The following is a 26,409-nucleotide window of genomic DNA, read 5'->3' as shown; positions in this document are numbered from 1 at the left end:
GAAGTCAGTAACATATATATACGGCAAGGCGACGCTGACGTGGTTTGAAGAGATTTTGAGTATAATCTTTCTCGAAGCGCTATTACCCCTTTTTTGTCCCCTGAAATCGAGTAGGAGCTAAGACTAGCTCCCTTATCTAAGTATCGGAATACGGCTGTTCAACTAAACTTTAGAAAGAACTTCTCCCCCTTCTCTCAGTTCACAGAAGCGTTTTATACATACCGTCCTATATTTCATGAACAAGACGTTTTCAGGCTAGCATCCTATCAGACAATCTATTTTAAAGATAACCGTGACTCAGGATCACTTCTATCTGTCGTTTTCTCTTTATAGTGATAGACCTCACGGGATAAGTCATACATCTTTCCTCGTGTATACAAGATATGAGGACGTTAAAAGGTTACAGTGAAAATAGAAAATCTTAGTCCGAATTCAATTACTCTCGTGCTTTATGTATATAGGTTACGACTACCTTTTTAGAATTTAGAGTTTTGAGCCCCCTTATCTACTATATACGCCTTACTATCACGTTCCTGTTCGTAGAGCCACGATTTCGCTATCCCTTCCCCTGACGATTCTTATTTCCAGCGTCAGACTTAAAACGATCTATCCCCAGACCGTTTTAATCCGCTACCTCACGATAGTCAGGCTTGGGAATCGCTATTTGACTCGCCGAGAACTTTGACATCAGATATACTATAACAAAGTGAAATAAGAATTAAACAATTTAATTTTGAAATCCAAATCAATTGATAACAATATTTTAGAAGATATGCTGTGCTATTCCAAATTCAGTTTGCTATATATCCAGTCGTACCACAAAATTCCGTGTCTGATGAGGCACGGAATTGTTTAGCTTCTTTACTGAGATGGATTTTCCTTTTTAGTTCGTGCCAATCTCAGAGCACGATTTGGATTGAGACGATTAAATAGTTCTTCCAATTTCTTTTCATTCCAAACGTCTGCGGCGGAAACAAAATTGCCATCCGCATCTCGGAAAGATATCGGTTTATCTCCCATACCAATCTCCTAGTCTACAAATTCAAACTCAAATTTACCAATGCGAACCAAGTCCCCATCCTTAGCACCACGCGCACGAAGGGCTTCATCAACCCCCATACCACGAAGCTGGCGGGCAAATTTCATGACTGATTCGTCACGATCAAAGTTGGTCATATTGAAGAGTTTTATGAGTTTTTCACCAGAAAGTACCCATGTCGCATCGTCATCACGACTAATTTCAAAGGCTTTCTCTTCCTCGTCAAAGCCGTAGTAAGCTTCTTCTTCCATATCTGACTCGTCATAGAGCAAGAATTCTGGTGTCTTGTCTAACAATTCAGCTGTCGCATCCAAAAGCGTTGCCAAACCTTGCTTGGTCAATCCAGAAATTGGGAAAATAGCTGGTAACTCTTCAAATTCATCGTAGTTTTCAGCCAATTTTTTCTTAAATTCTTTAAGATTTTCTTGACTCTCAGGCATGTCCATTTTGTTGGCTACGATAATCTGTGGACGCTCCATGAGACGAAGATTATACGACTCCAGCTCTTTATTGATCGCTAGGTAGTCCTCATAAGGATCACGACCTTCGCTAGCTGACATATCAATGATGTGAAGGATAACACGTGTACGCTCAATGTGACGGAGGAACTGAGTTCCCAAACCAACACCTTGACTAGCGCCTTCAATCAAACCTGGTAAATCAGCTACTGCAAAGGATTCACCTGATTGGGTGCGAACCATACCTAGATTTGGCACAATGGTCGTAAAGTGGTAGGCGCCGATTTTTGGTTTAGCAGATGTGATAACACTTAAAAGAGTTGATTTCCCTACAGATGGGAAACCTACTAAACCGACATCTGCCAAGATTTTTAGTTCCAATTGTAACTCACGTTCCTGACCTGGTTCTCCATTTTCAGAGATTTCCGGTGCAGGATTTTTTGGTGTCGCAAAGCGGATGTTTCCACGTCCACCACGACCACCGTGGGCTACAATAAATTCTTGCCCATGTTCAATCAAATCTGTTAAAACTTTGCCAGTCTCTGCATCACGGACAGTCGTACCTTGCGGCACTCGAACTCTGAGGTCCTCTGCACCACGACCATGCATCCCTTTAGTCATTCCTTTTTCACCAGAATCAGCCTTGAAATGACGGTTATAACGGAAATCCATCAAGGTACGTAGTCCTTCGTCTACAACGAAGACGACATTGCCTCCACGACCACCGTCACCACCCCAAGGACCGCCATTAGGGACATATTTTTCACGGCGAAAGGCAACCATGCCATCACCACCATTACCAGCCTTGACCTTAATCTTGGCTGTATCTAAAAACATACTCATTTTTTCTTCTCACTTTAAAAAAGGGCTGGGAAATCCCAGTCACTAAATTTTCTTGAATCTATTTTATAGATTACTGAGGGCACCAATTGCAGTTGCGAAAATTCCCAATAAACTTGCTACTAGCATGATAATCACGATAAACAAGGTTATTTTCTCAAACATCGTTTTTTTACGATTTCCATTATCTCCAAATGCCATTTTTATCTCCTTCGTTACATTCTATTTTCTATTATCTTAGCATGAATTGAGCTAGTTTTCAATAGTCACTTGCTACTGGTGCAATAATACATAAAATGATATAAGCTACAATTCCCGCTCCGTAACAGCAAGCAAGAACACCCCATATTACGCGAACGATAGTTGGATCAATATCAAAATAATTTGCGACCCCAGCACATACTCCAGCAATTTTTTGATCACTACCACTTCTCATCAATTGTTTTTTCATAGCTATTCCTCTTTCTATTCTTCATGGTCTTTCCAATAATCTCTGATGCTGATTAACTGTGTTTTTGAAGCCTTCAGCATGCGTCTAGAGCCTTTTACGGGTACAGCAACCACCTGTTGTGGAAGATACAAAACTGTCTTAAAGATACGCTGACTGACCGTATCATCTTTGGCTAAATCTTTCTGGAAATTATTTGAAATAATAGCATCAAGATAAAATTCATGCACCCGTTTTCCAAAATTCTCAGCTGAAATCTCATACAATTTTTCTGATAAGGTATGCTCATTCATATCTGGCGTTGCAATCAGGGCTTCTAAAATGGCTCCAGCCAAATCATACTCGCCGTAATACAAGGTACCAAACATTTTATCACTAATAAGATTGTCCAGATACGGATTTCCGTGAGCAATAACAGGCGTTCCACTAGCTAAGCTTTCCAAGTAGGTCAAACCCTGCGTTTCACTTGTCGATGCCGAGATGAAGAAATCTGCCGCCTTATAATAAAGAGCCGTCTCACTAGGAGCAATCATCCCTGTAAAGACAACAGAGTCTTGAATCTCTAGTTTCTGAGCTTGCTCTTTGAGATCATCCAGATAAGGACCATCCCCAGCTACCACCAGTTTAACCTTGTCTTCTTCTTTCAGAACTTCTGCAAAGGCTGCTAAAACTGCTTGAATATTTTTTTCATAGGAAATTCTCGAAAGACTCAGCAACATCTTTTCATCATCTTGAATTCCTAGTTTACTACGCAGTTCTTTCAAATTTTCCTGCTTGATTTCTGGACGCTCAAACTTAGCTAATTCAATCCCTGTTGGAATGACCCGCTTTTCAACCTTGACCTTATAGTCAGATAACAAGTCACGGACAATCTCACTCGGGCAAATAACCCCATCTACATCATGCAAGAAACCTCTAACCAAGTACTTGACCATACTCGGACGAATCAGCATTCCCTTAGCAATATAATGCACATAGTCTTCGTACTGGGTATGATAGGTATGGATAACTGGAATCTTCAATTCACGCGCAATCCAAATCCCCAACAAGCCAAGAGAAAATTCTGTCTGGGTATGGATAATATCTAACTGGTACTGTTTGGCAATTTCCAGTGCCTTGCTAAAACCTCGATAGGCAAAGCGGCGGTCCTTAAAAGCAAAGAAGGGAACACTTGGGATGCGGATAATTTGCCAATCTTCGTAGCGATTGACATCCTTATCTGTCGTCGTAAAGATAAAAACAGCATGTCCCTGCTTTTCAAGTTCTGTTTTCAAGGTTCGAATACTGGTTGCAACACCAGAAACCTGAGGAAAATAGGTATCTGTAAATAAACCAATTCGCATAGATTACCTCACTTTTTACTTTCTCCCTAAAGCGGCTTGTTTCTCATAAAAGTTCAACCAGATTTGTAACAGATGCTCTTCAGAATACTCTCTGGAAATATTCTTAGCCTTTTCTTTGAGATCTTTTAAGGCAGCAGGATTTGCTTGATATTCCAAAATAGCCTCTTTCATCTCTTCTCTACCCGCTGTCGCCCGATAATTTCCCTCCAAAATCACCTTATAGAGATCTAAATCACGCAACATAATAGGAGCCTCACAACTCGCAGCTTCTAAAATAGTCATAGGAAAGAGCTCATTGTAACTAGGCAACAAGAAAAGATCCGCTAGAGCATACAATTCGCGCATCCGCTCTGGCGATACAATGCCTGGAAACATCAAATTTTCAGGTGGATTTTCCATGATTTTCTTGTAGCGTTCATAACCATCTGTCATGCCACCAAAAGAGAAACCGCCAGCCCAGATAAAGGTAATCTGTGGCAATTCCTCAGCCAGACGGATAAAATCATCAATCCCTTTGCGTTTCTGAACTTGACCAGCACCTACTACGATAAACTGATTGTCACTAAGACCTAGCTCTGTTCGCAGTCTGACTACCTCTTCTTGTGGAAGTGGATGCCATTTTTCCTTGTTTACAAAGTTAGGAATATAAGTCACTTTTTCACGTGGAATACCAGCTGCCACCAAATCCTCGATAAACATCGGATTGACCACCACCAAGTGCTCCATCCGGTTGTAAAAAGAAAATACATAGCGTTTCACAATTCCCTTTAAGAAAAATGGAATTTTCAAACTTCCCTCAAGTGTATCAGGCAAGAAATGCACATAGCCAATCTTTCTCCCTGAGCGTTTCTTTTGGAATGTTGATAAATAATAGGGGAAATCAATTGTATGAAAGTGAGTCACATCTGCCTCTATTGGAAGATTTTCTGTAACAATCAATTGGTCCTTGGCATCACGGTGAAGAAGACGAACTAATTCACGGTAAGCACCTGAAACTCCTTGTCCTGCTACTTTCTCACTTGAACTCAACATATTGATGCGTAATTTCTTTTTTTCCATAACTACTATTATATCATTTTCTTTGAATAAAATCAGCAAAAGAAAGGAGAGACTAGAGGAAAAGAGGGGGAAATTTCCTCACTTTTCCAACGGTCTCTCACATGCTTTTATATGTTTACTTAATGCCTAGGGCAATGCGTGCATAGCGACTCATTTTTTCAACTGTCCAGGCCGGATACCAGACTAATTTGACCTCAGTATCCGTTACTTCTGGCACCTCTGTCATAGCATCATAAATCTGATCCGTCAAAAGGTCTGCTAGAGGACATCCCATAGTTGTCAAAGTCATATCAATCTCTGTTTGCCCTGTGTCGCCGTCAAAACGAATCTCATAAATCAAACCAAGATTGACAATATCGATTCCCAACTCAGGGTCGATAACTTCTTCCAAGGCTGATAAAATTCGTGTTTTGATATTTTCAATTTGCTCTTCTGTATAAGCCATATTTTCCTCACTCTTAGTCTTCAATAAAATCACGAAGCGGTTTGCTACGACTTGGTTGGCGTAGTTTTCTCAAAGCCTTGGCTTCAATCTGACGGATACGCTCACGAGTGACATTAAAGACTTTACCCACATCTTCAAGGGTGCGCATTTTTCCATCATCTAGTCCAAAACGTAGACGCAGAACATTTTCTTCACGGTCTGTAAGAGTATCCAAGACCTCATCCAACTGCTCACGCAAGACGATACGAGTTGTATAGTCCACTGGATTTTCAATCACTTCATCTTCGATAAAATCCCCAAGGTGGCTATCATCCTCTTCACCGATCGGTGTTTCAAGGGATACCGGTTCTTGAGCAATCTTCAAGATTTCACGAACCTTATCAGGTGTCATATCCATACGTTCAGCGATTTGTTCTGGCGTTGGATCCTGTCCCAATTCTTGAAGGAGATTACGCTGTTCACGAACAAGCTTGTTAATCGTTTCAACCATGTGAACTGGGATACGAATAGTACGAGCTTGATCCGCAATAGCACGAGTGATTGCTTGACGAATCCACCAAGTTGCGTAAGTTGAGAACTTGAATCCTTTAGAATAGTCAAACTTGTCAACCGCCTTCATCAAGCCCATATTTCCTTCTTGAATCAAGTCAAGGAACTGCATACCACGGCCGACATAGCGTTTGGCAATAGAAACAACCAAACGAAGGTTGGCTTCCGCAAGACGTTGTTTGGCTTCAATATCACCAGCTTCAACAGCTAGTGCCAATTCTTTTTCCTCTTCATTGGTCAAGAGAGGAACGACCCCGATTTCTTTCAAGTACATACGGACAGGGTCATTAACCTTAGCCGAAGTTGAACCAATCAAGTCCTCATCGCTGAGTTCTGGCTCTTCTTCAGTGCTAAGAACACGCGCACTTGGATTTCCTTCGTTATCTGTGATAGAAATTCCTGCATCTTGAATCCGTTGCAAGAGATCTTCAATCCCATCAGTGTCCAAGGTAAAAGGAACGACAAGACTAGCATTGATTTCATCATCTGTTGCTGTCCCTTTTTGCTTATGATTACGGATAAATTCTGCTACTTGTACGTCAAATGTTGTTACTTCTTTTTGTTTTGTTGCCATTATTACTCCATTCTTCTCTTTTGGGAAATTAAACGTTCCAATTCTTCTAGGGCTGTGTCTGTATCTCCTACATGGCTAGCTTCCTGCACCTTCTTTTTGATTCTCATATTGTCCTGATTCAAGAGAGCCTTGTTTCGAGTCATTTCTACTTCACTAAGTTCCTGCGGTGACATCTCAGCAGGCAAATCCTGAGCTAAGACTTGGTACCAAGCTCTTTCAACTTCCTCTGTCTGTTCTGCTAGAACTTCTGGAGGAAGATTGCCATACTGGCCAAGCAAGTCATATAAGACCTGAAATTCAGGTGTGTTAAATGAAAAGTCTTCTCGCAAACGGTAATCGTTTAAAACAAGAGGGGAGTCCATCATTCGATAAAGTAGATGAGCTTCTGCCCTCATAATAGCCGATAACTGCTTGGTGACAGGCATAGTGATTTGCGTCGGTCTGGAAACCCCTTCCATGCGATTCTGCCTTTGTGCCTGACGGCTTTCATTAACAATCTGCTCAATCTGGGCATAATCAAAGGATGCCAGACTGTCAGCTAAAATATGAATATAGCTGTTTTGAGCAGTGATAGACTTTTCTTGAACAATCAAGGGAGCTATTTTTTCAATAAACTCAATCTGGGCCTGCAGATTTTCACTGTTTTCAGGCTTGTACTGGTGAATGTAAAACTCAATCGGACTAATACGAGTTTTTGTTAATAGATAGGCCAAGTCTTCTGGTCCATTTTTTTGTAGATACTCATCTGGATCCAAGTTATCAGGCATGCTGACGATTTGAACAGGTATATCACCAATTTCGTCCAGCGCTTTCAAAGTCGCGGCTTGCCCAGCCTTATCGCCATCGTAAACAAGAACCAACTTCTTGGTTAACCTTTTCAGATGCTCAACATGCTCACGACTCAAGGCTGTTCCCATGGACGCCACAGCATTTTCGATTCCAGCCCGATAGGCTGCAATCACATCCATGAATCCTTCCATCAGATAAATCTCACTGGCTTTTCCAGAAGATTTTTTTGCCCTATCCATATGATATAATTCGTAACTTTTGTTAAAAATTGCAGTCGATCGGCTATTTTTATACTTAGAAGTTTGTGAATCCGTTTTCTGCCAGATACGACCTGAGAAGGCAATAACCTTTCCTTGGTCATTTGTCAGGGGAAACATAATCCGATTGTGAAAGGTATCTACAAATTGATTTGCATCTGAGAGGTAAAACAGTCCTGAATCTAGGAAATCCTCATCACGATACTGACCAGACAAACGTTGATAGAGATAGTTTCGTTCTGGAGGTGCTAAACCAATCCGAAAATGCTTGAGCACTTCATCTGTCAAACCACGCTGATAAAGATAGTTTCTGGCCTCCTCCCCTATAGTCGTTGTCATGAGAATAGCATGATAAAATTTAGCCGCATCTTCATGCATATCATAAAGAGCTTGGTGAGGCGAGGCTGGTTTCTGTTCACTATAAAGCGGTTTTTCCACCTCAATCCCAACACGCTGACCTAAAATCTGCACAGCCTCCATAAAGGGAACCCCTTGGTACTCCTCGATGAACTTAAAGACATCACCTGAGCGACCACAACCAAAACAGTGGTAAAACTGCTTGTCCTCTACAACGTTGAAAGAAGGTGTTTTTTCACCATGAAAAGGACAGAGCCCTAGATAGTTCCGTCCTGCCTTTTGTAAAGAAATCACATCTCCTATGACTTCCACAATGTTGGCATTGTTTTTGATTTCTTCAATGACTTGTTTGTCAACCATACACAATACCTCCATGTTATCATAGTTTACTTTATATAGTATACTTTATTTCAGAAAAAAAGTAAACCATTTCACTCGTTTTCCCTACTTTATTCAAAGAGTTGATAATAATCAGAGATTTTCATTTTTGCTTTTTCTTCTTGGTTCAAATCTTGGATAATTCGTCCTTCTTTCATGACAATTAATCGATTGCCATACTTAAGAGCATCTTCCATATGATGAGTAATCATAAGCGCTGTCAGCTGGTCATTCTTAACAAATTCATCTGTCAATTCCATCAAAGCAACACTAGTCTTTGGATCAAGGGCTGCAGTATGCTCGTCTAACAAGAGTAATTCAGGACGCTTCAAGGTTGCCATCAAGAGACTCAAAGCCTGTCTTTGCCCACCTGATAAGAACTCAATCGGTGTATTCAAGTGTTTCTCAAGACCATTTCCTACTTTTTCAATGGTCGCCTGAAATTCATCCTTATAAATAGTCAAGCGTCGTGGTAACAATCCACGCTTTTCACCACGAAACTTGGCAATCAAGAGATTCTCTGCCACTGTCATACGAGGAGCTGTCCCCATCTTTGGATCTTGGAAGACTCGAGACAGATACTTAGCCCGCTTTTCTGGTGAAAACTTGCTAACATCCTCACCTAAAATACGGATGGTTCCACTGGTTAAGGACAAGGTTCCTGCAATAGTGTTAAAGAGAGTTGATTTCCCAGCACCATTTCCACCTAAAATCGTGATGAAATCCTGTTCAAAAATTTCTAAGGAAACATCATTTAAAATAATCTTCTCTTCATCAAAGCCATTTTTAACGATTTTGGTTGCATTTTTTAATTCTACAATTGCTGTCATTTGCTTAACTTGGCTCCTTTCAAGATGGTTTGCTTAAATGTTGGAATCATGAGGCAGACTGCTAAAATCACGGCGCTGTACAAACGAAGGTAACTTGTATTAAAGCCAAGCGCAATAACCGCCCACACTAAGAATTGATAAGCGATAGAACCTACAACGATGGTAACCAGATGTTCTGCCAAACTCAAACTCTTGAAAATAACTTCCCCAATAATCAAACTTGCAAGCCCCACAACGATAACCCCGATCCCTCGAGATACATCAGCATACCCTTCTTGCTGGGCAATGAGAGCTCCTGCAAGGGCAATCACACCATTTGATAAGACCAAGCCCATGAGCTCCATGCGTCCAGTATGAATCCCGAAACTTCTAGCCATATCAGGATTGTCACCTGTAGCAATATAGGCTTGTCCGAGTTTGGTATCCAAGAAAAAGAGCATGAGAGCAATAACAAAACTGACAAAGATAAGACCTGTCAAGAGTTGGTTCAAATCTGAATCAAAAGGCAAAACATCCTGGATTTGCTTGGTTCCAAGTAAGCCTAAATTGGCACGTCCCATAATCAAGAGCATGATAGAGTGACAGGAAGTCATCACCAAAATCCCTGAGAGCAAAGTTGGGATCTTCCCTTTTGTATAAAGAAGTCCTGCTGCCATACCAGCCAAACAACCTGCTCCTACAGCAAGCAGTGTCGCTAAAAAAGGGTTCACGCCTTTGGTTATCAGAGTGACAGCAACAGCTCCCCCAAGAGGGAAGGAACCTTCTGTTGTCATATCTGGAAAGTTTAAAATCCTAAATGTCATAAAGATTCCCAGACCTAGAATAGCCCAGACAAATCCTTGAGAAATAATGGAAACAATCATATTTTATTTAATCCTTTCTATATTCATCTTTTTAAAAAATGGGAAGAGTCTCCTCCTCCCTACCTTATTTATTCGATGACTTGTCCTGCTTCTTTGAGAACAGACTCAGGAATCGTAATACCTAGTTCTTGAGCTATTTTTTTATTGATCACTGACTTACCAGTTGAAAAGACATTGACTGGGGTATCAGCTGGTTTTGCACCTTTCAGAACTTGCGCAATCATTTTTCCAGTTGCCACACCAAGGTCATGTTGGTCAACTACAACGGATGCCAAACCACCTACTTCTACCATAGCTGCCGCACTTGGATAAATTGGTTTCTTAGAACTTTGATTGCTAGAGACAACCGTTGGAAATCCTGATGCAATGGTGTTATCAATTGGAACCCAAATAGCATCTACCTTGCTAGTCATAACAGTGACAGTTGAGGCAATTTCATTTGTTGAAGGAACTGCAAATGTTTCCACTGTCAGACCTGCTTTTTCAGCATAAGCCTTAAATTCTTCGACCTGTGTTTTTGAATTGTCTTCGCTACTTGAGTAAAGAGCTCCGATTGTTTTCACATTCGGTGTCAGGGTCTTGATGAGTTCAACTTGTTGTTGAGCTGGATTGTGGTCAGATACCCCTGTAACGTTGCCACCTGGTCTTTTCAAATCTTTAACCAAGTTAGCACCAATTGGGTCTGTAATAGCAGCCATGATAACCGGTAGGTCTTTTGTGGCACTAGCCAAACCTTGAGCAGCTGGTGTTGCGATACCAACCACAAGATCATTCCCATTTGCAACCAATTGTTTACTCATTGTCGCAACCTTACTTTGGTCACCTTCTGAGTTCATAAAATCGATTTTAACTTGGTCATCTTTATAACCTTCTTCTGCAAGCCCATCTTGGATTCCTTTATAAATCAAATCAAGAGATGGATGGCTCACAAACTGAAGCACACCAATCTTGGTTATTTTCTTCTCATCCTTATTATTCTGAGCTTCTGATTTATTCATTGAAGAGTAAATCAAGCTTCCTGCTACTAAGACTGCTAATGCAGCGATAATTCCAATTAAACGTTTATTTTTCATTCTATTTCTCCTTTTTAATTCCTTTAAAAACTTCACTTATCTAATACTATTCGAAAATCTCTTCAAACCACGTCAGCTTCACCTTGCCGTAGCTATGGTTACTGACTTCGTCNNGGCTAGCTTCCTAGTTTGTGCTTTGATTTTCATTGAGTATAAACAAGTGACGCCATCGTTTTCTTTCCATACTAACCTCCATCAAAAAAATCCTCACACAAAAAACTTGTGTGAGGACGTCGATGCGCGGTACCACCTCAATTATAGGGAATTTCCCTATCGCTCTGTCTCGCAATAACGAGATGCACTGTAAGGTGTGCTCACCGAATTTTTATGATTTCAAATTCTAAATAGCATTCAGCCCAATTTTCATCATTACCACTTATCTGTTTTCAGCTATCACAGACTCTCTAAAAAGTTTGAATGATTACTTTTCTGAATGGTTAAATTATATCATTTTTAAACTACTTGTCAAGACTCTTTTAGCATTTTTTTGATACTCACTCTTGAAAATTATCAACCTGAATTACGCAATCCTGTTGCAATTCCGTTGATGGTGATATGAATCAATCGTTCTTGATCACTGGACAATTCTCCACGACGTTGGCGTTTAATCAACTCTAACTGAATATAGTTGAGAATATTAAAGTAAGGCATACGGTAATCCAGACTAGCTTTTAGATATGGATTGTCAGCTAAGAGTTCGTCATGTCCTTCAATAGCCAAGATAACGTTCTTAGTAACTTGCCATTCATTTAAAATAGTCTCATAGATGGCCTTAACTTGCTCGTCTTCACAAAGTTTAGCATATTCAAAAGCAATATTCATATTTGATTTTGACAAAACCATATCAACATTTGAAAGAAGCGATTGGAAGAAAGGCCAATTTTGGTACATATCTCGTAAGATAGCAATATTCTCTGGATTTTTATCGATAAATTCCTTGAAGCTTGAACCAACCCCGTACCATCCAGGGAACATAACACGACTCTGTGACCATGAGAATACCCAAGGGATGGCACGCAAACCACCGATTTCAGTAATCGTCTTACGAGCTGCTGGACGAGAACCAATATTAAAACTTGAAATAGCCTTGATTGGACTTGACTCGAAGAAATAATCATAGAAATGGTCATTCCCAAAGACCAAATCACGGTAGATATCGTAACTACGGTCCACTACTTGATCCATAATGGCTTCATAACGATTTGAGGTATTGGTATCGCTCTTCTTCTGAGTAATCATACGGTTAATAGCTGCCGATACTAGCATTTCAAGATTATAGTAAGCGGCGTCTTTGTTACCGTATTTATTGCCAATTACCTCACCCTGCTCCGTCAAGCGGATACGATCCTTGATAGACTTGAGCGGTTGAGATGTGATGGCTTCATAGGTTGGCCCACCACCACGACCGACAGTCCCACCACGACCATGGAAGAAGGTAACCTTAACGCCAAATTCATCTCCAATAGCAGTCAATTGTTGTTGAGCCTTGTAAAGGGTCCAACATGATGACAAGTAACCGCCATCTTTATTACTGTCAGAGTAGCCAAGCATGATTTCTTGGTAGTTATTTCGTGAGGCAATCCATTTTTTGGCAAGAGGAAGAGAAAGATATTGTCTCATTGTTTCCTCTGAATGATCCAAGTCTTCAATTGTTTCAAAAAGGGGAACAATCTGAACACGCGCCCTTTCCGTATCCACCAGTCCTACTTCTTTTAATAGAATAGCTAATTCTAGCATATCAGAAAGGCTAGTAGCGTGCGAAATGATGGTCTGGCGGATGACATCATCTCCCAACTTATCTTTCAAAACACGAGCCGTCTTAAAAATAGCTAGTTCTTTTGCTAATAATTCTGATTTTTCTGCGTGAGTCGCAGAAAGAATTCGGGGATCTTCTTCTAATTCTTTCAAGAGAAGGTCACATTTTTCTTCTTCACTCAACTCACTATAGCGAGAATGAATTCCTGCTGATTTCAAGAGTTCTGCCACACAGGCTTCATAGACGCTAGAGTCTTGTCGCATATCAATTGATGCTAGGTAAAAACCAAATATCTCTACTGCCTGCAGTAATTCAACAAAATCACCTGAAATCAAGGACTCGCCCTTATTTTCTAGTAGAGAATCTCGAATGGCAATCAAATCCTTGTAGAAATCATTGGCGGTTTCATAACGAGTCCCAACTTCCTTATCCTCAATCAGATAGGTTTTTGTTGCTTGGATTTTTGACTGAATATCAAACAAGGCACGACGGTAAAGCTCTTTTTCGCGGTAAATCGAGTTATCCTTGGATTGACGAGCCATTTCTCTGACTTGCTTGCTGACATTGACAATGCTAGTTGAAAGAGAAAATTCACGATAAAGTTGGTAAATCTTTTCATCATAGTAGTTCATGATGACTTCACACTGAGTGAGTGCAGACTGTTTCAAGGTCTCTGATGTAACAAAGGGATTTCCATCACGGTCACCACCTATCCACATACCCATGGTGATCGGTTTAGCCTGTTTTAAATTCAATCCATGCGCTTGCGCTAAGCGCTTATACTCCGTCGTCAAGTGAGGTACAGCTTTCAAAAAGGAGCTGTTGTAATATTCCATAGCATTCGTGATTTCGTTAGTCACTTTTAATTTTTTCTCACGAATCATGTCTGTCTGCATGATAATTTCGATGTAACGACGCAAATCATTGTGCCATTTTTCTTTATTGATCAACCCCAACTTAACATCACGGTATTTACGCAAAAGACTATGGATATGATTTGTTAAATCCAACATACTTTTGCGTTGCACTTGTGTTGGATGGGCTGTCAAAACAGGGACAACATTCAAGTGTTCTAGGATCTCAACGGCATTTTCTTTTTCAGCAACCATTTTGATCGTTGTAGATAATTTACCTAAATAGTCCTGATCAATATTATTTTGATGATTGATTTCATAAGCTAAATCCACATCCTCTGAAATATTAATCAAAAGAGGTAAGATTGAAAAATAGCGTGAAATATAGACCATTTCATCATTTGATAAGCTAGTCACTAGACGGTTTAGACCTTGATAATCTTCCTGCGTTGATAATTCTTTCAACTGCATGATTTTTTCAAAGGTCTCTGGGGCAAGCATATTTTTAGTAATATCTTCCAGCAATTCTGTTAGAATCAATACTTCTTCTTGCACAACACTTTTATTACTATAATTTTCTAATTTTTGAAGAGACATAGACTATCCTTTCTTTATTCTACTTCACAGAAGGTTCATTGGTTGATTTTCCAATTCTCGGTACAACTTAGCGCGTTTTTCACTGGCATCAATATTTAAGACAAAGGCCACTGCCACTGACAAGACTAGAAGACTATTCCCCCCCTGGGATAAGAAGGGGAAGGTTACTCCTGTAGATGGAATCAAGCCCGAAATCCCTCCGATATTGACAAATACCTGAACCAACATCATCCCTCCGACACCGAGTGCAACCATGGCATTGAAAGGATTCTCCGCTCGGATACCGACCAAGATAATCCGCAAAATCATGAAAAACAAGAGAGCTAAAATAAGACTGGCACCAACAAAGCCAAATTCTTCAATCACGATAGAAAAGACAAAGTCTGTATGAGCTTCTGGTAAATAACCTCGTTTTTCAATCGAATTCCCAAGACCTAGACCAAACCAACCGCCATTGACCATGGCAAAATAAGAATTAGATAACTGGTGACCCGCATCCGCACGATCGGCAAAAGGATTAAAAAAGGCACTAAAGCGCTTGGCTACATAGCCAAATACTGGAATTTTTGAAAAGGTCTCAACACCGATTAGGCTGATAGTGGTCAAGAAAAAGACAGAAGCGGCAGATACGAGGGCCAGAATGGTTGAAAACCAGCGATAAGCGATTCCACTAACTGTATACATAATCAAGGAAACCAAGACTAAAATAGTCGCATTTCCTAAATCAGGGAAAATTCCCAAACTTCCAATCAGAACTAGGAGAACGAATCGCCAATCATTAAAAGCACGGGGAAGCCATTGATTTTGAGTCAAAACTTGAAAATCATAAATAGCTATTTCTTCTTGCTGTTTGGAGAATCGGTGAGCCAAATACCAAATAATAATGATTTTTAAGTACTCAGCTGGCTGAATAGTTACTCCTGCAACCGAAATCCAACCGTATGCCCCGTTTACGGAAATACCAATAAAACGAGCTAAGAACAATAAAAGCATTTCTATCAATATAACTAAAATGATTAGTCGCTCATTTCTCAAAAAATCTAGTCTCAATTTATAAATTAAGGCAATCAGTATCAAACTAACAATCCAAAAGATTCCTTGGTTTCGAACCAATTGCAAGGCGCTCTTGCCTTCTTCAATTAAAATAGCGCTGGTGGTCGAATAGACCACAATCAAGCCCAAAATAGATAAAAGCAAGTAAGGAATCAAGATGGAATAATTTAATAAGTGCCTCTTACTAATCTTCATAGTATCACCACTCTACTAGGATACAGACAAATCTGTTCCAAATTCCGTTTTATTTTCTAGTTTTGATTGCTATTATACCATTTTTTCAGAAAGAAAAAAACTCTTACCTTACAATCCTTCGAATTTTACTGTTTTTACAGAATTAAGGCAGAATTTGAAATCGTAAAACCATTTTGAATAAGAGTTGCTTCAATCCATTGACTCCGACTAATTATGTTGCTTTCGTGAATGCCAAAATCAGCCGCAATTTGTTCATAAGTGCACTATTCTCGCATGTATTGAATAGTTACCATGAGGAGATCGTCTAGGCTTAATTTGGGTTTTCGTCCACCTTTTGCGCGTTTACGTTGATAAGCTGTTTTTAACACAGCTAACATCTCTTCAAAAGTCGTGCGCTGAACACCTACAAGGCTCTTGAAACGGCTATCGCTTAATTGCTGACTTGCTTCAGAATTCATAGTTTTATTGTATTATATTTTGTTTCGCAGAAAGTCTATTATTCCTTTCGTTCAAAGGTTTCTACGCTTTTAGCAACAAAGCTACACACTGAGCGTTTCGGACTTACCTTATCGTTTCGTCGTAAACTCCTTACTCTACGACAGCTATCCCATTGGCGGAGAATCTACTTCTACTTCGCTGATGACTCAGCTCGTACAAGCAATCCTACACACTCCACGTGCGTTGTTTTCTTTATTTGTACACTTTTTTTCGTCATCGGTTACGGCATTAAAACACAATTTATCATTATCTATTTTAGCATTCTTTCTTTTAGATTTGTAAGATTTTGCATCTTTAGTCGAAGAATCTCCCGTTTTAAAAATTATAGTCAACATTGCTGGATCAATTTCTCCATCAGAATTTATTCCGCCTACTATTATTTTTTCAACGATACTTTCAAAAATGTCCTTGTCAAACTCCGTCAAAGTTTTTTGTGAAGTTAAAATTTCTTTAAAATTCTCTAATCTACTTTTTATATCAACTTCTGATTTTAAAGTTACTTCTAAATTTACTTTTTCTTCTAAAAGTTTTTCTTTCTCAATTTGTATTTGATTGAATTTATCTTCATATACAGAATCACTTATTTTTCCATCTAGATTCATTGAAACTAATTTTTCTTCTTTTTTGTACAACGAATTTAATTTACTAACTATCTTAGTCAACTCCACTTTTAAGGTATCATCAGTAAGCTCTTCTTTTATAATTTCAAGAAAGTCTTCAGTTAGGTTATTATTTTCATAAAACAACTGTTGGTAGCTCTGTAAAAAAGCATTTTCTATTGCTTTTTCCTCTATTCCTTTACTATGAGTGCAATACTTTTTACCTCTCTTTATAGATGTTGTACAGTGCCAAATAATCTTTTTGTACTCTGAACTAGAGTGCCAACTTCTTCTAGACAGAACAGTACCACAAAAACCACATTCTAATCTACTGCTAAAAGGGTACATTCTTGAATATCTTTCTCGTTTACCTTTTGTATTTGCTATGGTTTTTTTGTTTCCTGATCTCCGTAATCGAATTTCTTGCGCCTGTGTAAAAATTTCTGGACTAATTATCGCATCATGATTATTTTTAATGTAGTATTTATCTTCTTCACCGAAATTTATTAAACGTCTCTTACTAATGGGGTCAACAGTGAAAGTTTTTCCCATTAGAATATCACCTTTATACTTCTCGTTTTTAATAATTCCTAAAACTGTTGTATCTTGCCAGTGATCAAGACCTCTCGGAGTTTTATAACCTAGTTCATCAAGTTCTCTAGCTATTGCCCTACCCCCAATACCATCAATGTATCGTTCAAAAATATAACGTACTATCTTGGCTTCTTTTTCATTTATTGATATCGACTTTGTATCTTGATTATAGTCATAACCAAGACAACCTTGAAAACCAATAAGTTCTCCACGTTGCATCTTCATTTTTAACCCCTTTTTAACATGGGCAGATGTATTTTCAACTTCCTGTTGAGCCACTGAACTTAATATCGTCAATAGTAACTCACCATCCATAGTTAAAGTATCAATATTTTCTTCTTCGAAAAATACACCAATTTGTTTATCTTTGAGCAAACGAACATATTTGAGAGTATCTAATGTATTTCTAGCAAAGCGAGCAATGGCTTTGGTAATGATATAGTCTATTTTTCCATCAAGGCAATCTGAAATCAATCTTTGAAAATCTTGTCTTTTTCCAACTTGAGTTCCTGAAATCCCTTCATCAGCATAAATGTCAACCAAAATCCAATCTTGGTGCTGTGATATATACTCTCTATAATGACGAACTTGAGAATCATAGCTATTTTTTTGATCATCACTATCGGAACTAACACGACAATATGCTGCTACTCTCCTCGATAAAGAACCACTATTATCATTTCTTCTAGTTACTAAAGGATTTGCTTTTATAATTTCAACGTTGTTTGACATGGCTTAACCTCCTATTTCTCTGCATTTATTTTACCGCAACCAATAAAAAAGGTCAGCTAATTTGTGTATATTTTACGCAGTTTCAGCTTTATTTTTTCATATTCTTTTTCGCTAATAAGTTTTTTTAAGAATAATAGATTTAGCATCTCTAGCTCGACTATATAATTTTCTAAATTTGATTTCAAAAAATCACTTCCCTTTTATCTTTTATTAATCTCCTCCATGGCATGACTGATGAAGTCATCATAAGAATTTCACTTGCTGCTCTTTTACGTTGGCAGCCTGAACGGTCAGAAGTATCATTGTATATCATTTGTATCATGGCATATAAAGTATCGCTCTATTTTATTGATGGTTTTAATGTCGCTCTTATCATGGCGAGCCATTCAAAACTGCTCCACAAATGAGGAAAGTACCATTTTGGACTATTCAATTGTCAATGTGCTTTCTTAACCTAATACTTTTTGGAGTAATGGTCTTCTTTATTATCCACTCGACCTACAAGGTAATCTAAACTTACATTATAAAAATCTGCAAGTTTGATAAGGTCATCTATAGAGATTAACCTGGTACCTGATTCCATTTTAGAATACGCTGATCTTGTACAATTTAAGATTGTTTTTGCAACATATTCTTGTGTCAAATCATCATCCTCGCGTAAATCTCTAATCCTTTTCAACATCCAATGTCTCCTAAAACAAGTATAATATAGTTATTTTCTTATTTTTAAATATGTGACAAATTGGCACATGAAACTATTCTATATATACTTTTTAGGAAACTGTTTACTCTAAATGTATCTCATTTTCCTTAATAGATTTCATATTTTGTTTTTCCTTATATTTCTTTATTGTTTTATTAAACATTTCAAATAAATTTATTGCTTCTCTATGTTGTTCCTTCAGTGTTTCAATCTTTCCTTTATATATGTATAAATCCTTCTCTATTGTATCTACTGAACTTTTACCTTGAATACTATTTTCTAAATTGCTAGAACTATTTGCCATATTATTCAACAATACTTCCTCTAAATTAGTTAAATCATCAATTTTATTTTGGACTTGTTCAATCATATTCTCTAGATATGATATTTGGGCAATGAAATCATTTGTTATATCTTCAAAATCATTCGGACTATTTTCCGCAGATATAAGAAAATCTAATTGTTCTATTTTTTCTTTAATTTTTCTAAGAGGAATTCTTCTATACATATGCTGCGGTTCATACTGAAGATTAAATTGCCTAATCAAAGTTTTACCTTTCATAAAGCGATTTTTTTCTGCTGAGTCTTTATGGTATACATAGTAAGAACTAGTTTCTCTGATAAATACTTTAACTTTTTCTTCTTCCATATTGATTTGAATATTTGGTACAAAAATAAGTCCTTCTTGTCGGATACCAAACTGTACTTTAATGTAAATTCCATCGTCTACTACTTCTTCTATTTGATTAAGATTTAACTCTACTTCAAACTCATGAACTGCATCCCTATTTCTCTTGAAATCTTGATAGGATTTCCATACCACCTCTTCTGTCGGCAACTCTTTTTCTTTAATTAGCTTTTCTTCATTGTAAAGTTCAACTAAATTTTTATTATCTAAGACAACAGTTTCATTTTTGTTATTAAAATATTCTTGAAAATAACTAACACTATACCGATTCGTTTTTCCCAATTCCTGTTCTGAAAGCTTTATCTCATCAAATTCAAATTGAACATGTTTTTCTTTCGGAATTATTTTTAATCCAAAAAATTCTGCTCGTTGAATCAATTCATTCATATTCTTCATTTTCGGAAGTAAAAATTCTAAGATGTTTATGATTTCCCTTTGAACAAACTTTTTCTTAAAATAAGTTTCATTATAAGGTTGTTTTCTACTCAATTTACTATCACGTACGACTTGTTTCATATTTGAATCAGTCATAAAAAAAGTAACATGCTTGTGTCTAAAATCAATTTTTAAATGTAAAGCTTTAGCTTTTTTCTTAAAATCTTCAAAATTTTTTGAGTTCTTGATTAGAAAATATACCCGTTGTTTTATTTCATATTTGTAATTTGTTTTGCGATAAACTTCATACTGACGATGCGAATAACGATTTTCTATAATTTTTGCCCCTGCAATTTTTGAAAGACGATCAGAAACCATTCGTAGATTACGTTCTGACTTATAATCCCATAGAAACTTTTTATCAGAATTCTGATCAATTGAATTTAGGATGATGTGATTGTGGATATGATCTTTATCCATATGAGTTGCTACGATAAAACGAAATCTACCTCCTGTCAACTCTTTAACTGTCTCATAACCAATCTGATTGATTTGTTCGGGAGTAAGATTGTCATCTGGAGAAAAGGACTGAATGATGTGATGAGAATGAATTTTTCGTTGATTTACTTCTTGCCTATCATGACGAAATTCGTAAAGACTATCATTACTTAAAAAATTATCATTGTACATCTTCACTAGTTCTTCATAACTAGGAAAATCTAAATAATTTCTCATTCCAAAATCTGAAACTAGTGTTAGTTTTTTTGTTTTACTTGGATTCAAAATATATTTGATTAGTTTACTACGATAATTTTTTCCATGAATCGCAAAGTGTTTAGTGATGACCATAAAATTTCCTCAATTTTTCAGATTGAATAAGAAAATCTTTCTCCACTTCTACTATTAACTCTTCTATACCTTTTCTCAATTCATCTAATTCAACTTTCTTTATTAAATTCGAATAATTTATGCTTCTGGCTATTTGATTAATATTATTTCCGATTCGTTTTAATTCAAAAATCAAATCTTGATAACTATTTGTATCAATGGTGATAAAATTCATACCAGGATTTAGTAGAGTTCGTCTAGCATATTCTGAGAATGATAAGCAGTTACTTTTCGAGATATTTTCATTCAATTTGACTAATTCTAGGTCAGATAAAAAGACTTTTTTTAAATTTGTTCTATATCGGTGCTCCACTCTACTACCTCATGTATTTGTTACGAAAATTTTCACTAAGAGGAGCTGTTTTTTCTACCTCTTTAATTAATTCCTGAATACAAGTTAACAAAATAGAAACATGTTCGTGAGTAACCTGATGATTTGTTTTAGCAATTATCAATACTTCATAAACATCACGGCTAATTTGTTCCAACTTTTGCTGTTTCCAAAGACTGAACCATTTTTCCATCTGTTTTTGTCCATCAGACAATAGTAAGCTTTTACGGAGAAAATCAGAAAAATTATCCTCTCCTTTCTCTCTCATTAAATCTAGTATTTGTTTTTCTTCCGTTTCTGTTAAGCGAAATTGTTTCCGAATACTACGTATATCTCTTTTCATATGACTTTTCCTCCTTCATTGATACCTGTACTGACAATGTAAGCTTACAGACACTGTCAGTACATTTTTCAAAATAGCTTCAACATTTTTGTAAGGCTTTGCGAGCTCAGATATTGTGTCCACAATATCCCAAAAATCATATCGCCTGCCATTTCAAACCTTACGGTTCAAAAAACAAACGATATGACAATGTGGTGGCACGCCCCCAAACCCCCAAGATAAATCTAAATTAAAAAAAGTATAACAAATACTTTTTGATAAAATTATCACAGAAAAAGAGCCCTGTCGGACTCTTACAAATTAAAACAATGTCTCTGATATTCATACTGTCTAATGCCACTACTGTCTTTGTTCATCTTGATAGAAAAAACAAAGTAATGATCACGACCGTCTAAAGATTTGCTTTTATTAAGTTTAAAATAATGTTTTTGAGACATAGCCATTGTGCGTAAAATGTCATCAGTGATAAATGTTAACGGTATATCTAAAGCTGAATACTTGTAAAAATCTGATTCAAACCGTAAATAAGAATCAGAAAAATAATCTAGCTGCAATTTATCATCATATAATTCTTTCCGATTCATCTAGACTCTCTCCTTCTATCTGAATATCGAGTATATCTTCCCATTTTAATAGTAAAAAACCAGTGTCTGATTTAATAGATATAGACTCTTTTCTAATTTCTTTTACAATACCTGATACTACTTTTCTTCTATTCGAATGCTTAAAAACAAAAGTTGCTGGGAAGACATTTGTATACAGTTGCCGAACAAATAGAACTTTCTCTTCCATTGATAGGGAAATGGAGATATCTTCTTTATTTTTTTCTTCCCAAAGAGAACTTGAATGTTCTGACAAAAAGAAGCCCATCCACTTAGCCATCCCACGATCTTGATACTCTCTTGCAGACAAAAAAGGCAAATAAGAACGATTCATCATTTTAGTCCATCTAATCCTCCAGCTGAATGACCACCAATAAGTTTACTTCTTGCAATTGTTCTAGAAGCTTGATCTAGGGCATTTCCTTTCAATAGTGAAGTAAAACCAAATTCTGTTCGAATAGCATCGATTGCGGACTGGAGCCTTTCTTCTTTTTCTATTTTTTCAATATCATCAAATAATGAAATCAATCCAAAGGATTCATCCACTAAACCAGAATAATTCACTGCCACATTCCTGATAGCTCCTGAAGTATATTTAGTGTGAAATAACTTTAAAACGTAGTTTGTCAGTAGTGCTGTTTGATTGGTTGGTTCAATCTTGATTTGAGTATGAATAGATCGTTTCTGTTCCGCCTTAGAATACCCCAAGTGTATAGAAACTACTGTTGCTTTTTTACCAGCTCTTCTCAATCTAACTGCAACTTGTTCTGCCATCTCACGAAGTATGATCTCAATATCTCTTTGTTTAATATAATCTCTTGGTAAAACTTGAGAGTTCCCTATCCCTTTTGACTTTGGCTTATAAGGTTTATGAACATTACTTTCATCAATCCCATTGGCGTGGAACCATAACTCTAGACCCATAATGCCAAGCTCTTTTTTTATCAAGTCAGGATTAGCCTGTGCCAATTCTTTAATCGAAAAGATACCTAAACCATGTAATCTCTTCTCCATCCGATTTCCAATTCCCCAGAAATCTGTCATTTTAGGAATAGCCCATACTTTCTTTTCGACATCCTCATAGGACCAATTGGCTCTCATTGTCGGAGTCTTTTTCGCTTCATTATCTAGTGCTAACTTAGCTAATAAGGGATTGGAATTAGACATGCCTACAGTTGAATAGATTCCAGTTTTTCTCCAAATCTTTTTTTGAATAGCAGCCGAAATAATATCTAATTTATCTTTCCTACTAATACTTTTATCTGGTACAAAATAATTTAATGAACTTGTTAAATCAATAAATCCTTCATCAATTGAGTAGGGATAAATATCATCTGGTGCCGCAAAATCATGAAAGATTTTTTGAATCTCCATATTGACTGCTATATAAGTATCCATTCTCGGAGGGACAATCACGGTTGATTTTGCCCATTCCTCTATATAGCGGACATAGTCTATCGTTGTCGGTAAACCTTGCTTCTTAGCATTATAATAAGAGAATTTGCGAGTCTTTACATCAAATGGTAAATCATAGGAACGTCCAACGTTCGACTTTCCAAAGACCTTTTTAAACATAGGAGAGGAAGCAAGAATTAAACCAGCAGAATTATCTGCACGACTCATAACACAAAGCGAAGTCTTAAGTGGGTGTAATCCTCTATCTACACATTCTACACTTGCGTAAAAAGATTTCATATCAATAAAGGCAATGTCACTTTGAGGTTCTAGACTATAATCAAACCAACTCATGCTTAGTCCTCTAAAGGCATAAAGTTCCCAACTATTTTCCCTATAATGCGAGGATTCTCATCATAAGGCGCAAACTTATCTGAATAGTTCCGATTGAGTGAAACTAAACGAAGCCCATTTTCTTCACGATACACTTTCTTAATATAGGTTTGACCATCCCAATCTATGGCATAGATAGCCCCGTCATAATCAAATCCCGTTTGCTTAATAAGGGCTACAGAACCATTTTCATATGTCGGTTCCATTGAATTTCCAAACACCCATGATGCAAAGTCATAATCAAATTGATGATTAAAATAAACTGTATCGTAATTACCATCATCAAAATAAGCTGTTCCTGTACCAGCTGATAATTTTTCGTAAACTTTATAAGCAAAACGCTCAGGAATTTCTACAACCTTCGCATTCTGTTTGTTCAACAATTCTGTAGCATAATGAAGTGTTGCTTTTTGATTCTTTTTAGTTAGCTTGAGATAGGTTTCTACTATTTCATACTCTGATTCAAAATATCGAGGGTCTACATTAAAAATCTCACTCAATTTGCTTAGATTATTTTGATTCGGTTTTGTTTTACCTGATTCCCAATTAAAGTACGAAGCTCTACTAATTCCCAAACTGGATGCAAGTTGAGATTGAGATAAGCCCTGACTCTCTCTTTTTTCTTTTAATTTAGTAGGTGAAAACATCTTTTCTCCTTTGTAAGTTTATTAACTAACAAAAGAATACCATAGCTTCTTGAAAAAATCAAGAGTTTAATAAACCCCAAAGATTTAAAATAATCATAAACTGCGCTAAATTTGTACTTATAGTGTTAGGAAATCATGACTGAAGAATGCTAAAACTTTTGAAAAAATATGAAGAAGAAGAAAATAGAGAGTATAAAAAAGGATCGTTATTTTTTAATTGACGATCCAATAGACTTTATTTTAAAAATCTAACTCTACAAACCATTTCGTTTAGTTAAATCTTTCAATCTTTCTTCTCCAGATTTAAGCATCTCTTTCTCAACTGGATTCCATTCTCCAAATAGTAAGTCATGAAGAACGGTTGCCGCTGAAGTTGTATTTTCTCCTGAATCATATACACAACTTCTATCTCGTTGATACATTTGAATTCTTTCAAAGATAGCCAGTTCTTCCAATTGTCGTGTATTATCAACTAGATGATTAACAATGAAATCATGATGTTCTTTTGGAGTTGCACGTGCTTGATTTGGATTGATAGCGTACAGTTCTTCGTATCGGATAAGGGTACTCAGATAAGACAGTTCAGGCTTTGTCGCAATTAAGGCTAATTGTACTTCATATCCCTTATTTTTCAAGAGTTGTGTGGTTTTCTTTGGAACATCAACTGTTCGTAAAGTTCCCTCTATCAAAAGATTGTATCCTAATTGACTCAATTCTGTTACTAAAGACTCTACCATTTTCCCCGCAAACTCTTTGGTGTATTCTACACTATCTTTGCCATATTCTTGCTGCAGTTCTAAATAGTGTGGATGTTGAGAGCGAAAACTATCGCCATCTATGATAACAATATTTCCTTGAAATTCTTTCTGTTTAATACGATGAATTGTAGTCTTACCAGCTCCACTTTGCCCTCCAAGCAAAATCGCTATAGGTTGCTTACTGGACTTTTTTCCTCTTGTCAGAGAACGAAGATTCCGTGCTAGAGCATGTTTGAATTCACTATCAGTATAATCTTGGATTTCCATTAGGCTACCATCCGTTTTTCAGATATCTCTAACATACGTTCAATTCCATCCAAATAGCCGCTATACCTCTCTATTTCATCAAAATTATCTACTAAATAGATATTCGTATGAATCAAGTCAGATAGATCATCACTCATTAAAATCCAAGGATTAGATTCATCATCAATGCTAATTCCCTGACTATCTTGATAACGATAGAGTCGTGATAATAGATTAGCTCCTCTTTCTTTCACAATTTCAATTTTTAAAGTCAATTCATAATCTTCAACAGGATTGAGCATTTTATCTTCTCCTACAATATCGACATAAGATACATTAAACTTCTGACAAATGATGTCTATTAGTTCCGTAGAGACTGAACTCGTTCCATTTTCATACCGGCTCAAGCTATTTCGAGAAATTCCTACAATTCGGGCAAAGTCGTCTTGTGTTAAGTCATGTGTTTTACGTAAGGATTTTATGTTCTTTCCAATCATGGCAAACTCCTTTTATTTTTATACCACCATTATAACATTTAGAAAAAGTAAATGCACCATTTTTGGTGCATTATTGGCTGTTTTTCCTAAATCTCTCTAAATTCTTCTCCAATTGTTCCTTATGAAGTTGATTCTTAGCTTCCTTTAATGTGTCGTCCAAAGTTTCTTCTCTGTAAGTTGCTTCTGTTTTTAGTTGTTGTGATTCTTGATTTGGAGTGAAAATGATATCTAGCAGTCGGTCTATTTTTTCAAGATCTTGGACAGACATATCAGATAGTCTATGAATCAGCTTTTTAAATACATCACTATTGTCGTGATTTTTCTTAAAAAATGTTGTAAACATCTATAACCTCTCAAAAAAAG

26 protein-coding genes, 1 pseudogene and 1 other annotated feature are annotated in these 26,409 nt (G+C 37.0%); all 27 genes and pseudogenes read right to left on the bottom strand.

Going from position 1 to position 26,409, the window contains the following annotated elements; translation table 11 throughout:
• Positions 1–861: 861 nt before the first annotated feature.
• Positions 862–1,020, bottom strand: a complete 159-nt coding sequence (locus HT688_RS05195; RefSeq protein ID WP_001808548.1) for a hypothetical protein — start codon at positions 1,018–1,020, stop codon at positions 862–864.
• 9 nt (positions 1,021–1,029) lie between these two features.
• Complete coding sequence (obgE, locus tag HT688_RS05190; protein ID WP_050207537.1) at positions 1,030–2,340, bottom strand: GTPase ObgE; 1,311 nt, start codon at positions 2,338–2,340, stop codon at positions 1,030–1,032.
• A 63-nt stretch (positions 2,341–2,403) separates the two neighbouring features.
• Positions 2,404–2,538: a DUF4044 domain-containing protein gene (locus tag HT688_RS05185; protein WP_000863859.1), complete on the bottom strand. Its 135-nt coding sequence runs from the start codon at positions 2,536–2,538 to the stop codon at positions 2,404–2,406.
• Between the two features lie 58 nt (positions 2,539–2,596).
• On the bottom strand, positions 2,597–2,773 hold the full coding sequence (locus tag HT688_RS05180) for a PspC domain-containing protein (RefSeq protein ID WP_166727871.1): 177 nt from the start codon (positions 2,771–2,773) through the stop codon (positions 2,597–2,599).
• Positions 2,774–2,802: 29 nt separating this feature from the next.
• Positions 2,803–4,128: a glycosyltransferase family 4 protein gene (locus HT688_RS05175; protein ID WP_050207536.1), complete on the bottom strand. Its 1,326-nt coding sequence runs from the start codon at positions 4,126–4,128 to the stop codon at positions 2,803–2,805.
• 15 nt (positions 4,129–4,143) lie between these two features.
• Positions 4,144–5,187, bottom strand: coding sequence for an alpha-galactosylglucosyldiacylglycerol synthase (gene cpoA, locus HT688_RS05170; protein WP_166727866.1), 1,044 nt, complete (start codon positions 5,185–5,187; stop codon positions 4,144–4,146).
• 115 nt (positions 5,188–5,302) lie between these two features.
• On the bottom strand, positions 5,303–5,632 hold the full coding sequence (locus HT688_RS05165) for a metal-sulfur cluster assembly factor (protein WP_000331925.1): 330 nt from the start codon (positions 5,630–5,632) through the stop codon (positions 5,303–5,305).
• A 13-nt stretch (positions 5,633–5,645) separates the two neighbouring features.
• Positions 5,646–6,755: an RNA polymerase sigma factor RpoD gene (gene rpoD, locus HT688_RS05160; protein ID WP_172923619.1), complete on the bottom strand. Its 1,110-nt coding sequence runs from the start codon at positions 6,753–6,755 to the stop codon at positions 5,646–5,648.
• 2 nt (positions 6,756–6,757) lie between these two features.
• Complete coding sequence (dnaG, locus tag HT688_RS05155) at positions 6,758–8,518, bottom strand: DNA primase (RefSeq protein ID WP_166727867.1); 1,761 nt, start codon at positions 8,516–8,518, stop codon at positions 6,758–6,760.
• Positions 8,519–8,607: 89 nt separating this feature from the next.
• Positions 8,608–9,366: an ABC transporter ATP-binding protein gene (locus HT688_RS05150; protein ID WP_000125403.1), complete on the bottom strand. Its 759-nt coding sequence runs from the start codon at positions 9,364–9,366 to the stop codon at positions 8,608–8,610.
• Entirely contained in the window at positions 9,363–10,229 is an 867-nt protein-coding gene (locus HT688_RS05145) for an ABC transporter permease (RefSeq protein ID WP_172923618.1), read from the bottom strand. The genes HT688_RS05150 and HT688_RS05145 overlap by 4 nt, the downstream gene beginning before the upstream one ends.
• Positions 10,230–10,297: 68 nt before the next feature.
• Complete coding sequence (trpX, locus tag HT688_RS05140) at positions 10,298–11,302, bottom strand: tryptophan ABC transporter substrate-binding protein (protein WP_101514597.1); 1,005 nt, start codon at positions 11,300–11,302, stop codon at positions 10,298–10,300.
• A gap of 223 nt (positions 11,303–11,525) precedes the next feature.
• Positions 11,526–11,743, bottom strand: a binding site (T-box leader).
• A gap of 69 nt (positions 11,744–11,812) precedes the next feature.
• Entirely contained in the window at positions 11,813–14,509 is a 2,697-nt protein-coding gene (gene ppc / locus HT688_RS05135; RefSeq protein ID WP_023938109.1) for a phosphoenolpyruvate carboxylase, read from the bottom strand.
• A gap of 24 nt (positions 14,510–14,533) precedes the next feature.
• Positions 14,534–15,757, bottom strand: coding sequence for a cell division peptidoglycan polymerase FtsW (ftsW, locus tag HT688_RS05130; protein WP_000703356.1), 1,224 nt, complete (start codon positions 15,755–15,757; stop codon positions 14,534–14,536).
• 143 nt (positions 15,758–15,900) lie between these two features.
• A pseudogene (locus HT688_RS05125) lies at positions 15,901–16,215 on the bottom strand (transposase family protein); the annotation flags it as partial.
• A 186-nt stretch (positions 16,216–16,401) separates the two neighbouring features.
• Positions 16,402–18,180 carry a recombinase family protein gene (locus HT688_RS05120; RefSeq protein ID WP_172923617.1) on the bottom strand — a complete coding sequence of 593 codons (1,779 nt, stop codon included), beginning with the start codon at positions 18,178–18,180 and terminating at the stop codon, positions 16,402–16,404.
• Positions 18,181–18,634: 454 nt separating this feature from the next.
• On the bottom strand, positions 18,635–18,862 hold the full coding sequence (locus HT688_RS05115; protein ID WP_000919632.1) for a helix-turn-helix domain-containing protein: 228 nt from the start codon (positions 18,860–18,862) through the stop codon (positions 18,635–18,637).
• Positions 18,863–18,965: 103 nt separating this feature from the next.
• Entirely contained in the window at positions 18,966–20,795 is a 1,830-nt protein-coding gene (locus HT688_RS05110; protein ID WP_172923616.1) for an SAG1250 family conjugative relaxase, read from the bottom strand.
• On the bottom strand, positions 20,782–21,147 hold the full coding sequence (gene mobC, locus HT688_RS05105) for a plasmid mobilization relaxosome protein MobC (protein WP_172923615.1): 366 nt from the start codon (positions 21,145–21,147) through the stop codon (positions 20,782–20,784). The genes HT688_RS05110 and mobC overlap by 14 nt, the downstream gene beginning before the upstream one ends.
• 4 nt (positions 21,148–21,151) lie before the next feature.
• Entirely contained in the window at positions 21,152–21,508 is a 357-nt protein-coding gene (locus HT688_RS05100) for an SAG1252 family conjugative relaxosome accessory protein (RefSeq protein ID WP_150923003.1), read from the bottom strand.
• A 293-nt stretch (positions 21,509–21,801) separates the two neighbouring features.
• Complete coding sequence (locus HT688_RS05095; protein ID WP_037606793.1) at positions 21,802–22,092, bottom strand: DUF5960 family protein; 291 nt, start codon at positions 22,090–22,092, stop codon at positions 21,802–21,804.
• Complete coding sequence (locus HT688_RS05090) at positions 22,070–22,447, bottom strand: hypothetical protein (protein ID WP_125393988.1); 378 nt, start codon at positions 22,445–22,447, stop codon at positions 22,070–22,072. Before HT688_RS05090 ends, HT688_RS05095 begins: the two co-directional genes overlap by 23 nt.
• The gene (locus HT688_RS05085) at positions 22,444–23,859 is read right to left on the bottom strand and encodes a Y-family DNA polymerase (RefSeq protein ID WP_172923614.1); all 1,416 of its coding nucleotides are present in this window, start codon (positions 23,857–23,859) and stop codon (positions 22,444–22,446) included. Before HT688_RS05085 ends, HT688_RS05090 begins: the two co-directional genes overlap by 4 nt.
• Before the next feature lie 2 nt (positions 23,860–23,861).
• Positions 23,862–24,545 (bottom strand): LexA family transcriptional regulator, encoded by a 684-nt coding sequence (locus tag HT688_RS05080; protein ID WP_045773573.1) that lies wholly within the window; start codon positions 24,543–24,545, stop codon positions 23,862–23,864.
• A gap of 254 nt (positions 24,546–24,799) precedes the next feature.
• Complete coding sequence (gene pezT, locus HT688_RS05075; RefSeq protein ID WP_172923613.1) at positions 24,800–25,570, bottom strand: type II toxin-antitoxin system toxin PezT; 771 nt, start codon at positions 25,568–25,570, stop codon at positions 24,800–24,802.
• Complete coding sequence (gene pezA, locus HT688_RS05070; RefSeq protein WP_022524938.1) at positions 25,570–26,046, bottom strand: type II toxin-antitoxin system antitoxin PezA; 477 nt, start codon at positions 26,044–26,046, stop codon at positions 25,570–25,572. The genes pezT and pezA overlap by 1 nt, the downstream gene beginning before the upstream one ends.
• A gap of 70 nt (positions 26,047–26,116) precedes the next feature.
• Complete coding sequence (locus HT688_RS05065; protein WP_000495446.1) at positions 26,117–26,389, bottom strand: hypothetical protein; 273 nt, start codon at positions 26,387–26,389, stop codon at positions 26,117–26,119.
• Between the last annotated feature and the right edge of the window lie 20 nt (positions 26,390–26,409).

It is taken from the genome of Streptococcus sp. 1559 (genome assembly GCF_013276735.1).
In the GTDB taxonomy this organism is placed as follows: Bacteria; Bacillota; Bacilli; order Lactobacillales; family Streptococcaceae; genus Streptococcus; species Streptococcus pseudopneumoniae.
Note: the sequence above shows the minus strand (reverse complement) of the source record. Positions and strands in the feature narration are given on the sequence as shown.